13 protein-coding genes and 3 pseudogenes are annotated in these 12,099 nt (G+C 60.0%); 4 read left to right on the top strand and 12 right to left on the bottom strand.

Features of this window, described 5'->3' with window-relative positions:
* Positions 1 to 201, top strand: a pseudogene (locus AC1DVH_RS19550) (LysR family transcriptional regulator); the annotation flags it as partial.
* Positions 202 to 343: 142 nt separating this feature from the next.
* Here AC1DVH_RS19550 and AC1DVH_RS19545 read toward each other — a convergent pair.
* The 5 genes from AC1DVH_RS19545 to AC1DVH_RS19525 form a co-directional block, all read right to left on the bottom strand.
* Positions 344 to 664: an NIPSNAP family protein gene (locus tag AC1DVH_RS19545; RefSeq protein WP_477755193.1), complete on the bottom strand. Its 321-nt coding sequence runs from the start codon at positions 662 to 664 to the stop codon at positions 344 to 346.
* 41 nt (positions 665 to 705) lie between these two features.
* Positions 706 to 1,161, bottom strand: coding sequence for an N-acetyltransferase family protein (locus AC1DVH_RS19540; RefSeq protein WP_477755192.1), 456 nt, complete (start codon positions 1,159 to 1,161; stop codon positions 706 to 708).
* Between the two features lie 59 nt (positions 1,162 to 1,220).
* The gene (locus AC1DVH_RS19535; protein WP_477755191.1) at positions 1,221 to 1,661 is read right to left on the bottom strand and encodes a rhodanese-like domain-containing protein; all 441 of its coding nucleotides are present in this window, start codon (positions 1,659 to 1,661) and stop codon (positions 1,221 to 1,223) included.
* A 167-nt stretch (positions 1,662 to 1,828) separates the two neighbouring features.
* Complete coding sequence (locus AC1DVH_RS19530; RefSeq protein ID WP_477755190.1) at positions 1,829 to 2,203, bottom strand: tautomerase family protein; 375 nt, start codon at positions 2,201 to 2,203, stop codon at positions 1,829 to 1,831.
* 6 nt (positions 2,204 to 2,209) lie between these two features.
* Positions 2,210 to 2,545, bottom strand: coding sequence for a carboxymuconolactone decarboxylase family protein (locus AC1DVH_RS19525; protein ID WP_477755189.1), 336 nt, complete (start codon positions 2,543 to 2,545; stop codon positions 2,210 to 2,212).
* Positions 2,546 to 2,652: 107 nt separating this feature from the next.
* Between AC1DVH_RS19525 and AC1DVH_RS19520 the strand changes: the two genes are divergently transcribed.
* Positions 2,653 to 3,540, top strand: coding sequence for a LysR substrate-binding domain-containing protein (locus AC1DVH_RS19520; RefSeq protein ID WP_477755188.1), 888 nt, complete (start codon positions 2,653 to 2,655; stop codon positions 3,538 to 3,540).
* Between the two features lie 125 nt (positions 3,541 to 3,665).
* Here AC1DVH_RS19520 and AC1DVH_RS19515 read toward each other — a convergent pair whose 3' ends face one another.
* Both AC1DVH_RS19515 and AC1DVH_RS19510 read right to left on the bottom strand, forming a co-directional pair.
* Entirely contained in the window at positions 3,666 to 4,286 is a 621-nt protein-coding gene (locus tag AC1DVH_RS19515; protein ID WP_477755187.1) for a tyrosine-type recombinase/integrase, read from the bottom strand.
* A 188-nt stretch (positions 4,287 to 4,474) separates the two neighbouring features.
* Entirely contained in the window at positions 4,475 to 5,641 is a 1,167-nt protein-coding gene (locus AC1DVH_RS19510) for an MFS transporter (RefSeq protein WP_477755186.1), read from the bottom strand.
* A gap of 94 nt (positions 5,642 to 5,735) precedes the next feature.
* Between AC1DVH_RS19510 and AC1DVH_RS19505 the strand changes: the two genes are divergently transcribed.
* Positions 5,736 to 6,629: a LysR family transcriptional regulator gene (locus AC1DVH_RS19505; protein ID WP_477755185.1), complete on the top strand. Its 894-nt coding sequence runs from the start codon at positions 5,736 to 5,738 to the stop codon at positions 6,627 to 6,629.
* A gap of 174 nt (positions 6,630 to 6,803) precedes the next feature.
* On the opposite strand, the pseudogene AC1DVH_RS19500 reads toward AC1DVH_RS19505, so the two are convergent.
* Positions 6,804 to 7,349, bottom strand: a pseudogene (locus AC1DVH_RS19500) (IS30 family transposase); the annotation flags it as partial.
* On the opposite strand from AC1DVH_RS19500, the pseudogene AC1DVH_RS19495 reads away from it, so the two are divergent.
* Positions 7,348 to 7,692 (top strand): annotated as a pseudogene (locus AC1DVH_RS19495) (acyl-CoA dehydrogenase family protein); the annotation flags it as partial. The pseudogenes AC1DVH_RS19500 and AC1DVH_RS19495 overlap by 2 nt on opposite strands.
* Before the next feature lie 82 nt (positions 7,693 to 7,774).
* Here the strand turns inward: AC1DVH_RS19495 and glyA are convergent.
* The 4 genes from glyA to AC1DVH_RS19475 form a co-directional block, all read right to left on the bottom strand.
* A complete protein-coding gene (glyA, locus tag AC1DVH_RS19490; RefSeq protein ID WP_477755184.1) occupies positions 7,775 to 9,040 on the bottom strand; it encodes a serine hydroxymethyltransferase in 1,266 nt (421 codons plus the stop codon).
* Positions 9,041 to 9,065: 25 nt separating this feature from the next.
* Positions 9,066 to 10,247 (bottom strand): acetylornithine/succinylornithine family transaminase, encoded by a 1,182-nt coding sequence (locus tag AC1DVH_RS19485; protein WP_477755183.1) that lies wholly within the window; start codon positions 10,245 to 10,247, stop codon positions 9,066 to 9,068.
* Positions 10,248 to 10,271: 24 nt separating this feature from the next.
* Positions 10,272 to 11,117, bottom strand: coding sequence for a YggS family pyridoxal phosphate-dependent enzyme (locus AC1DVH_RS19480; protein ID WP_477755182.1), 846 nt, complete (start codon positions 11,115 to 11,117; stop codon positions 10,272 to 10,274).
* Positions 11,117 to 12,099 (bottom strand): benzoate/H(+) symporter BenE family transporter (locus tag AC1DVH_RS19475; RefSeq protein WP_477755181.1); only part of this gene is annotated, 983 nt, incomplete at its 5' end. The genes AC1DVH_RS19480 and AC1DVH_RS19475, both read right to left, overlap by 1 nt.

Raw genomic sequence — 12,099 nt, 5'->3', positions numbered from 1 at the left:
TTTCTGGGGCGTGTGGTATCCCTGGGGCTGACCGAGCAGTTCGAGCCCCGACAGCTGAGCATCGTGACGCGCCGCAATGGCGCACTGAGCAATCCRGCGGTCTGCTTCACCGAATGCCTGTTGCAGGTCATTCGGCGCCATGCGCGCTCGGCCAAAAAGGAAGACCGCACGCTGTTTGAAACCTTACGGCTGCGGCTGTGAGGTGACCCTACGGTTTTATGTCTGATACATCAGGACGTCTTGGGTCGAATCTGGCCGTAGGTACCGGCGCCAAGCGTTCACTTCTGACTGATTTCTGCACGTGGCCAGAGGCGACTCTCGGCCAAAAGGAGTCGCTCGTGCTCTATGAATTTGTCAGTCCAGTAAAGAGAGGCCTGAAGAACGAGCGCTCATAGCTAATGATGCATCGGGTATCTTCCGCAAACTGGAAGGCAGCGAGGCAGTCCGGGTCGGACATGGACGTTTCCCGGTAGGCCTCGTACGCGGCAAAGTCAGGAAAAGTGAAGAGTGCCAAGGCAATATTATTGGCACCTTCGGACGGCAGAAAATAGCCGTGATACTCGCCACCCAATCGGTTCATTAAGGGAATCCACAGTTTGGCGTAATGCTCGAACTCTTTAACTTTATAGGGATCGAGGACGTATTTCAGGTAACAAGTGACCATGATGTCTCGCTTGCAAATGTTGGGTTGTCGGAGCGGGCCTGTCAGGCCGATTCATTTTCAAGGGTGTCGTGGCCGTCGTTCATCGCCAAGCGTTCAAGATTTTCATGGCCCATGTGATAAGCCGTCCATTTTCGATCCGGCTCGCCTCCAAGTCTCTGGTAAAACCGTTCAGCGTTCTTGTTACCCGCCAACACGTCCCACTTAAGACGCMCCATTCCCCTGAATAGCGCCCAGCGTGCGATGCATGTCATCAGCGCCTTGCCAATGCCATCACTGCGCGAGTCGGGCTCGATGTAAAGCTCCTTGAGTAACGCAGTCGGACGTAGGTCGAAGGTGAAGGCGACTTCAATCACCACCGCGTAGCCAGCCAGCCCCCCTTCCAGCTCGGCAACGAATACCTGACACTGCGCGGCTTCGCCAAATGCCCGAGCCAGCAGTTCAGCTTCAGTGACACGAAATTCCTCCAGATAGCCTTCGAATTCAGCCAACGCGGACATGAGCTCGATTAACACGGGGACGTCAGCCGGCAGGGCCGGACGTACCTTGCAGGACGGCCTCAACATGCACACGAAATAGCGGAAGTAGCCGAGTGTGACGCGGTTGCATCACCGGTAAGCGGCAGACCTTCATCGAGCCAGCCAGTCACTCCGCCAATCATTTCCTTGACCGCATAACCGAGGCTCGCGAGACGTGTTGCTGCGCGATGTACACCGTTGCAGTGTGGCCCGGCGCAATAGACGACGAACAAAGTATCGTGGGCAAACTCGCCCATGCGTTGGGAAGTCATGTCACGGGTCGCAATATTGATCGCCCCCGGTACATGCCCGGCACGGAAAGCTTCTTGCCCCCTCACGTCGACCAGGACGTAATCAACCTGACTCTGCTGCTGGCTGTAATGGACGTCGGAGCAATCGGTCTCGAAGGCCAAGCGCCGGCTAAAATGCACCAGGGCCTCTGAAGGAGTGGCGGCAGGTATTTTACGAATCAGGCTAGTCATGTTGAAGGCATCCAACGGTTGAGATTGGCCCATTTTAGGAACCGATCACCAATACCCACAGTGGCGGACAAGTCAACGACTGGTAATTTTCCGCCATTTGTTGGAATCACGGAATCTCCGGGAATTCAAAGACCCTCTTTCGCTCGCAGATCCCGTGATTGTGCCCGCTAGTTACCGCGCCCACCTCCAAACGACCACTCATCACCGGCCGTCGTGGTAATCACCATCATGACATCTTCCGCATTCAGTCCCGTCGCCCGCCCCAATTTCTCGACCAGGTCGCGGTAAAAACGCTGTTTGGTCTCGACACTTCGAGGACGGCCTGCGGTAATTGCGATGAGCACAAAGTCATGGCTGCGTGGCCCTCCCAGGTAGTGAGGATCGAATATTAGCTCGCCAACCTCATGTTGGTGAATGGCCTGGAACCGATCTGCCTTGGGCACTTCGAAGCTCTCGACCAAGGCATCGTGCAAACCTTCTGACAATGCCTGTAGATACGCGGCCGACTTCCCACGGTGCAGTGAAATTCGTGCAAACGGCATCAACGATTACTCCTGATGTTCTGGAAGACAAACCTGAAGCTTACTGAGCAAATTCAGCGCCGAGGCAGCGGTTGGCCAACCGGAATAAAACGCCAGGTGGGTGATGACTTCGGTCAGTTCGTCGGCACTCAAGCCGCTGTCCAGTGCGCGCTGCAAATGGAATGGCAGCTGCTCAAGTCGGTACATCGCCACTAACGCGGCCACTGTCGCCACACTGCGCTCACGGGGCTTCAATTGTGGACGCGTCCACATGTCGCCAAACAGGACGCTATCGGTCAGTTCGGCAAACTTCTGCGGGTATTTTCCCTGCTGCTCCCGCCCCGCGCCTCTCGATGCACTCATGATGTTTTCCCCTGATGTCCCAATTGACGGGGGAAAACTATCAAGTCGCAACACTTCCGAATATCAGATTTAATGGCGGTCACCATCCTGAATTAGTGGACTATTGAATGCGCCGCCCAACCTTCGACCTCGACGTATTGCGCACCTTCGTCGCTGGCGTGGAGTTCAACAGTTTTGCCAAAGCGGCGGATCGTCTCGGTAGGTCAACGTCTGCCGTCAGCGCTCAACTGAAAAAACTCGAGGAGCAGGTCGGTGCGCCGGTCCTGACCAAGTCCGGTCGCGGACTGATCTTGACCCCCACGGGAGAAACGTTGCTCAGCCATGCCCGCCGCCTGCTGGAGCTGAACGACGGCATTTTCCAGACCCTGCATGAAAGCCAGACCGCCGGGACTATACGCTTCGGGCTTCAGGAGGACTTTGGGGAACATTTCCTGAGCGATATTCTGCGACGCTTCGTCCAGACATACCCGAGGGTGAATCTCGAAGTCCGGATCGCCCGTAACGCCGAATTGCTTGCACTGGTCGAGAGCGCTGATCTTGACTTGGTCCTGACCTGGGACACCGGACACGTGTCGCCCTATGCCACGCGTCTGGGCGAAACACAGATGCACTGGATCGGAGCCCGCGATACGCCATTACTGACTACCCTTGATGGCTCCCCGTTGCCATTGATCCTGTTCGACGCGCCTTGCGTATTGCGCAGCACCGCCACTCAAGCGTTGGATGCCGCGCAAATACCTTGGCGAGTCGCCCTGACCAGCCCCAGCGTCGGTGGTATCTGGGCAGCCGTCGCCGCCGGATTGGGCCTGACGCTGCGTACCCGCGTTGGGCTGCCGGGCCATCTCAGTGTAGTTTCTGGCTTACCCTCCGTTCCAAGCCTTGGCTATGTGCTTCACAGCGGAGGCGACGACATTACACCGGCCACCCGACAATTGGCCGCCTTGATCAAAACGAGCCTGCAAGAACAGGCGTTTAGTTTCACGATGACGAAATAATCGAAGGTACCCAAGGGTTCAATTCGAGCGATAAGGATGGAAAATAACGAATCACTGAGGTGATGGGCCTATGACAGCTATGGGTCGGATAGCGACGGTCTAGCATCGACCGTCACTATGGATGATCAGACCTCCGTYTGTTCYGCCATTTCCAGGGCRTCATCGACYTCGATTCCCAGGTATCTGACAGTGCTTTCAAGCTTCGTATGACCAAGCAGGAGTTGGACAGCTCTCARGTTCTTCGTCCTGCGATAGATCAACGATGCCTTGGTTCKCCGTAGCGTGTGGGTACCGTACATGGTTGGGTCAAGGCCAATGGCTGTCACCCACGCTTTGACTATTCGAGCGTATTGCCTGGTGGATAGATGCTCTGAGGCGTGCAACCGGCTCGGGAACAAGCAGTCCTCGCTGCGGAGATGCGCCTGATGCATCCACGCCTCCAGAACCGTTCGGGTTTGCTCAGTAATTTCAAATTGCACTGGGTGCTGAGTTTTCTGCTGCATCACGATGGCCCGTGACGAYACATGCTCCCCATGGGCAATGTCTCGGACTCGCAACTTGGTTAAGTCGCAGGCACGCAGCTTGCTATCGATGGCCAAGTTGAAAAGCGCCAAATCACGTGTCTTCTCAGCAAGCTGAAGTCTCACGCGGATGGCCCAGATATCTCTGACTCGAAGCGGAGCTTTCTGCCCGACAAGCTTTCCCTTGTTCCAAGGCTGATGGCTGTATCTAGCAATAGTGTTCATGGCTCGTCCTCCACGTTGAGGGGGAGGACAAGGGTGGATCAGTCACAATGGCTGGTGGTCGCTATCCGACCCAAAGCTGCCGGTCAGCAATGGCTAAAATTGACCGATTGCCGCCCCTCGCCAAGGGCAGCAATTCTACTACTTGCCGCCACTCATCGATGGTAACGAACCACTCCCCCCCATCTTCGTCACACCACTGCTGCTTCAATCGTTCTGGAACGCCAGGCATAAGCCAACACCATCAGCAGCCCCAGAGCAGCCATCGCCGCTCCGGCCAGGGAAATCGCCGGATAACCCAGACCAGCGTTGATCACCGCTCCGCCCAGCGCTGCGCCAATCGCGTTGCCAAAATTGAAGGCGCCAATGTTCACCGCAGAGGCAAGATTGGGCGCGTCCTTCGCTGCTTCCATGACGCGCATCTGTAGCGGCGGCACCAGGGCGAAGCTGGCGATACCCCATATCAGGATGGCAACGGCGGCCGGCAGCGGCCAACGCATCAGTACGGTGAACGCCAGCAAGACGAGAATCAGCACGCTCAGCGAAACGATCAGGGTGCGATCTATCGAGCGGTCGGCGGCCTTGCCGCCCCACATGTTGCCCAGCGTCAACCCCACACCGAACAGCACCAGCATGGCGGTGATGTAGGCGGTGGACGCATGGGCCTCGCTGCTGAGGATCGGCGCGATGTAGGTGAAGACGGTAAACATTGCACCCGAGCCGACTACGGTCAGGGCCAATGCTCCCAGCACCGGGCCTCGGCCCAGTACCCGTATCTCGGCAAGTACACCCACGCCCTGCGGCGCCGGCAGATTGGGCAGGGCGAACCACAACGCGGCCATAGCTACTACGCCAAGACCGGTAATACCCCCGAATGCGGTACGCCAGCCGAACAGTTCGCCAAACCAGGCGGCCAGCGGCACACCRCCGATGGTCGCCAGGGTCAGGCCCATGAACATTGCCGCAACCGCCCCGGCACGTTTCTCCGGCGCGACCACGCTAGCGGCGACGATGGAGCCGACGCCAAAGAACGCACCGTGGTTGAGCGAGGTCACCACCCTGGCGAACATGAGGCTGTAGTAATCGGTAGCCAGGGCTGACATCAGGTTACCCAGGGTGAAAATCGCCATGAGTCCGATCAACAGATATCGCCGGGGAATCTTGCCGGTGGTCAGGGTCATCAGCGGCGCGCCGAGCAGTACGCCCAAGGCGTAAGCACTGACCAACAGACCTGCGGCGGGAATGGAAACGCCCAGATCCGCAGCGATTCCCGGCAACATGCCCATGGGGGCAAACTCAGTAACGCCGATGCCAAAGGCACCGATGGCGAGTGCGACAAGTGGTGGATTGATACGCATGGAAGGCTCCTTATCTATGCCGCCAATGCTACGATCCAACCTTATGAGGCGGTAGATAGCATTTTCGGCAATCACCTTTGCGTAAGGGGCACAAGTGGACTTCAATGGCAGGTCAGGTGAAATGAGCGTGTTCGCYACCGTGGCGCAGGAAGGCAGCCTGTCGGCCGCCGCGCGTGCATTGGGGCTGACACCCTCGGCGGTCAGTCGCATCATCGCACGGGCCGAACAACGTCTTGGCACCCGCCTGCTGTTGCGCACCACACGAGCGATCACCTTCACCGCCGAGGGCGAAGCTTTCCTGCGGGGTGCCCGGCGTATCTTGGCCGACATGGACGAGGTTGAAGAAGCCATTGCCGATCAGGGCGTACCGAAGGGCCGATTGCGGGTTAGCGCCGCCCTTGGCCATGGACGGCTGGCCATCGTTCCTTTGGTGRCAGCATTCAGCGCTCGTTACCCGAACATCGTCGTCGACCTCACGCTCGGCGACGAAGTGGTCGACATTCTCGGTGGCCAGGCGGACGTGGCGGTGCGCTTTGGTCATCTGCCAGACAGCCCGCTGACCGCGCGCAGGATCGGCGACACCGGCCAGGTAGTGGTGGCATCTCCCGAGTATCTGCAGCGGCACGGCACTCCCCAGGAACCGGAAGACTTGCTAAGGCACAACTGCCTACGCTTCAACTTCCGGCGTGCCGAACCGAACTGGCCGTTCATCCGCGACGGAAGAGAGTTCTCCCTGAAGGTCAACGGCAACATCGAATGCAGCAGTGGTGAAGCACTGGCACAACTCGCGAGAGTAGGTGCCGGCATTGCGCGCATTGGCGAATTCAGCGTGAGCGAGGATCTGCAGCGCGGCCAACTGATACCGCTGCTCGAAGCCTGGAATCCCGGCGACCAGGAACCGATTCATGCGGTGTTCGTCGGCGGGGCGACAATGCCGGCGCGGGTGCGATTGTTCGTGGACTTCTTGCTGGAACATCACCGGATGTAAGCGGAGGCGTAAGCTGATATTTCCGGGTACTTGTGATGTTGAAGTGACCAAAACATTTTTGGGTGCACTATCAATAGATGGTTTGCCTTACTGGAACAATCGTGAGCTCTGGCATTGATGGGTCGTCCGCACGTCTTAAATGGCCGTCGTGAAAGACCGCTTTTGGCTGTGGATTCAACCGGTCGACGCAACAGATTGGCTAAATCGTTCTGCCGGTGTTTCGTAGTCTAGTGTTTTCCGAGGGCGGCTATTTAGCTGCCTTGCGACTTCATTGAGCGTGGCTTGCGAGTGATCCGCAAGGTCGGTTCCTTTCGGGAAATACTGCCTTAACAACCCGTTGGTGTTCTCATTCGATCCCCGTTGCCAAGGACGATGAGGATCGCAGAAGTAGACCTTGATGTCGGTAGCCACCGTAAAGCGCTTATGGTCAGCCATCTCTTTGCCGCGATCCCACGTCAGCGATTTGTAGAGTTCTTGGGGTAAGTTGCGGGCGTTCTCTATCAGGGCGCTGATGACCGTCTCGCTATCCTTACCGACCAACTTCACCAGCATTACGTAGCGGGTATGACGCTCAACAAGAGTGGCAATTTGGCTGTTCCTGCTTCCGCACAGCAGGTCACCCTCCCAATGACCTGGAACCGCCCGATCCTTAGCCGCGGCTGGGCGTTCGCGGATCGATACCGCGTCAGTGATTCGACCGTGATTTTCTTTCTTCTGCGTGCAACTGCTGCAAGTGATCGGCGAAGTCGCCAGCCAGGCATACGCCGCCCAGGCCATCGCCCAGCAGGCTGCGCAGCGCTTGGAGCGCACCGCGCAATACGTGATCGACCATGCGGACGACGACCCGCAGGTGGTATTGGCGGAGCTGGAAGTGTGCCTGGCGGTGAATCCGGTGGTGGACGCCACGTTGGCAGCGACGACGGCATTGTTCGATGCGCTGGGGGCGAGTGCCACGGCGAGCAACAAGGCACTGGATCGGTTGTGGCGTAATGCGCGCACGTTGGCGAACCCCAATCCGCGAGTGTACAAGTCGCGGATTGTGGGCAATTACCTGGTCAATGGCGCGTGGGTGTGGCCAAGGGGATCGCCTGATAAAACAGCTGAACACCCGGCCACCACCCGATCAGGCAATGGCCGGGCCAGACTCAGCGATAGACCGGAAAACGACGGCACAGCGCGACAACCTGTTCGCGCACGTGGTGCCCGACCTTGTCGCTGCCTCCGTTTTCCAGGGCGTCCAGTACGTCGCACAACCAGCCGGCCACTTGCTCGCAGGCCTCCACACCAAACCCGCGGGTGGTCACCGCCGGGGTACCGATACGAAGGCCGGATGTCACAAACGGTGAGCGCGGGTCATTCGGCACCGAGTTTTTGTTGGCGGTGATATAGGCACTGCTCAGGGCCGCGTCGGCCTCCTTGCCGGTGTAGGGCTTGTCGGACAGGTCGATCAGCATCATGTGGTTGTCGGTGCCGCCCGAGACGATCTTGTACCCGCGCTTTTGCAACACCCCGGCCATGGCCCGGGCGTTGATGACCACTTGGGTCTGGTAGATGCTGAACTCCGGCGCAAGCGCTTCCTTGAACGCCACGGCCTTGGCCGCGATCTGGTGCATCAGCGGCCCGCCCTGCACGCCGGGAAACACAGCGGAGTCGAGCTTTTTGTAGAAGGCATCATCCTGTCCCTTGGACAAAATCAAACCGCCGCGTGGCCCGCGCAGGGTTTTGTGCGTGGTGCTGGTGACCACATGCGCATGGGGAAGCGGGTCCGGGTATTCGCCCGCGGCGACCAGCCCGGCGACGTGGGCCATATCGACCCAGAAGATAGCCCCTACCTTGTCGGCAATGCTGCGCATGCGTGCCCAGTCCTTGTACCGCGAATACGCGGAAAAACCACCGATCAACATTTTGGGGCGTGTCTGCAGTGCGATTCGCTCCATCTCGTCATAGTCAAGAAAGCCGGTTTTCGGGTCCAGTCCGTAAGGCACGATGGTGTAGTGACGCCCCGAAAAGTTGGCCGGGTTGCCGTGGGTCAGGTGACCGCCCTGGGCCAAGTTCATGCCCATCACCGTATCACCGGGGTTGATCAGTGCCAGGAAGACCGCCGCGTTGGCCTGGGCGCCCGCATGGGGTTGCACGTTGGCGTAGTCGCAGTCGAACAGGGCCTTGACCCGCTTGATGGCCAGCCGCTCGGCCACATCGACGTATTCGCAGCCGCTGTAATAGCGCTTGCCGGGGTAGCCTTCGGCGTACTTGTTGGTGAGCACCGTGCTCTGGGTTTTCATCACCAGCGGGCTGGCATAGTTTTCCGAGGCGATCAGCTCGATATGGTCTTCCTGGCGATGCTCTTCGTTGTGAATCGATTCATACAGCTCAGGGTCGAAAGCGTTGAGGGTCAGCGTCGAGTCGTACATGTGCAAAGTGTCCTTGGTCAAGAATTCAAGCGGCGGGTGACAGCAGGCGCGTGATGCGCGCGGCGATGTCGTCGATCTGTGCGTCATCGCAGATCAGCGGCGGCAACAGGCGCACGGTGGTGCCCCGTGTGACGGTGATCAGCAGACGTTGTTMTTCACGGGCCCGGCCGACCAGTTCGGCGCACGGGCCATTGAGTTCAATGCCGATCATCAAGCCGATGCCGCGAACGGACACCACCTCAGGATGGTTGCCCAGCGCCAGCTTCAAGGCCGCCAACAAGCGACGGCCCGAGGCGGCAGCGCGTTGCGGGATGTGATCGCGCTGCATGATGTCGAGCACTGTGCAGCCCACGCGGCACGCCAGCGGGTTACCGCCGAACGTGGACGCATGGTGGCCGGGGGAAAACAGCTCGGCGGCCTTGCCCCGCGCCAGGCACGCGCCGATGGGGAAACCGTTGCCCAGCGCTTTGGCCAGGGTAATGACGTCCGGCTCGATGCCCGCATGCTCAAAGCCAAACCAGGTACCGGTGCGGCCCAGCCCGGTCTGCACTTCATCGATCATCATCAGCCAGTCGTGTTCATCACACAGTTGGCGCAGGGCCTGCAGGTAGCCGGCAGAGGCGGCGTGCACGCCCCCCTCACCCTGCACCGGCTCGACGAGCACCGCGACGATATCGGCTGACTGCGCCGCGACCTGGCGAATCGCCTCGATGTTGTCGAAAGGCACTCGCACAAAGCCCGGCATCAGGGGCTCGAAGCCGCGATGCACGGCGGGGTTGCCGGTGGCGGCGAGGGTGGCCAGGGTGCGCCCATGAAAACTGTTGTCCATCACCAACACTTGCGGCTGGGTCACCTGCCGGGCGTTGGCGTGCAGGCGGGCCAGTTTGAGCGCCGCTTCGTTGGCCTCCGCTCCGGAGTTGCAGAAAAACGCCCGTTGCATGCCCGAGAGCAGGCACAGTCGTTCGCCCAATTGCTCCTGCCATGGGATGCGAAACAGGTTGGTCGTGTGCAGTAACACCGTGGCCTGTTCGGCGATGGCCGCGGCAATTTCGGGGTTGGCATGCCCCAGGCTCGTCACCGCCACACCGGCGATGGCATCCAGGTATTCAACACCCTCGGTGTCCCACAACGAGGCGCCCTGGCCTCGGCTGAACGAAACCGGTTGTCGGGCTGAGGTGTGCATGAGGTAAGCGGGTGCAGCGGACATTGCGGGCCTTCCTGTAGAGGGGGATCAACGGCTGGGAGTGATCGACAACAACGTGTCTTCACTGAGGGGGCGGGCATCGGCGGTCGGCCAGTAGTACGCATCCGGCATGGCTCGGGCACCGAAGATCGCCTGTCCGACGCGCACCACGGTCGCGCCCTCTTCAATGGCGATTTCAAAGTCACCCGACATGCCCATCGACAGCTCTTGCAGCGACACCCCATCAGGGGCGCAATGACGCAAGCGGTCGCGCAATTCACGCAGCCGGACGAAGCAAGGGCGCACCCGCACCGCGTCGGCCGAGAACAGCGCCAGCGTCATCAACCCGCGAACCCGCAGTGTCGGGAACGCTGGCATAGTCTCCAGGAAAGCCGCCACGTCATCGGGCGCCAGCCCGTACTTGCTGGCTTCGCCGGAGGTATTGACCTGGACGAACACGTCCATCTGCCGACCTTCAATGCGCAGGCGACGGTCCAGCGCCTCGGCCACCCGCAGGCTGTCCAGGGCCTGGAACTCGCTGGCGAAGCGTGCGACCTGCTTGGCCTTGTTGGTCTGCAAGTGGCCGATCACCGACCATTGCAGGTCTTGCAGGTCGGTCATGGCTTCCCACTTGCGCTGTGCTTCCTGCACCTTGTTCTCGCCCAACAGGCGGCAACCGGCGGCATAGGCCAGACGCAGATGAGCTTCATCAAAGGTTTTGCTGACCGGCAGCAAGCGCACACCGGCCGGGTCCCGCCCTACCCGACGGCACGCCCGGGCAATGCGTTGCTGCACGGCGGCCAGGTTGCGGCGAAAGTCTTCGACACTGTCGGCCTGTGGGTAACGGCCATGGCGCGCATGCAGGATGTTGAGGTCTTCGGTTTGATCAGGCATCAGTTGGCCGCTCCTTTGGTGGGCACTGCAACCGGTTCGGCCTGTGGGACAGCAGTCTTTTCACGACGCGGCAACTGCCCATTGAGCACGGCGTAGGCCGCCAGGCCGATGACCAGGCCCCAGAACGCGCCGCCGATGCCCAGCAGGGTGATATTGGCCGCGCAGGCCAGAAAGGTGATCAGCGACGCTTCCCGCGATTTCACGTCCGCCATGGCATTGGCCAGGCTCGCGCCGAGAGTGCCCAACAGGGCCAGCCCGGCCAGGGTGGTGATGAAGGTCGCCGGGAAGGCCATGAACACCGCCGCCAGGGTTACGCCGAAAATCCCCACCAAGATGTAGAAGATGCCCGCGGCCACGCCTGCGATCCAGCGCCTGGACGGATCTTCAGACGCTTCCTTGCCAGTGCAGATGGCGGCCGTGATGGCCGCGATGTTGAAGGCATGGGAACCGAACGGCGCCATCAGCAAAGAACCCAGCCCGGTCACGCTGAGGATCGGGTTGGCACTGGTGTTGAACCCGTCATTGCGCAGCACCAGCATGCCCGGCATGTACTGCCCCGTGAGGGTGATCAGAAACAGCGGCAACGCCACGCTCAACAACGCATTGACCGAGAACTCAGGGCGTGTGAACACCGGTGTCGCAAACTCCAGCGCCAGCCCCGTGAAATCCACGCGCCCCTGCATCAGCAGAAAGCCAAGCCCCAGCACCAGAATGCCGACCACCGCATAGCGCGCACTCAAGCGCTTGAACACGATGTAGGCGCCGATCAACACCCCGACCAATAACGGGTCGACGCTCATGCTGGCGAACGCACCGATGCCGAACTGCAGCAGGATGCCGCCCAACAAGCCCGCTGCCACACCGGGCGGGATCAGACGAACGGCTTTTTCAAAGTAGCCGGACACGCCCAGCAGCACGAACGCTGCAGCCGAAATCATGTACGCCCCGATGGCCTCGGCGTAGGGTGTGGTCGCCAAAGCGA

Source organism: Pseudomonas sp. P4_C3, assembly GCF_056402075.1.
Note: the sequence above shows the minus strand (reverse complement) of the source record. Positions and strands in the feature narration are given on the sequence as shown.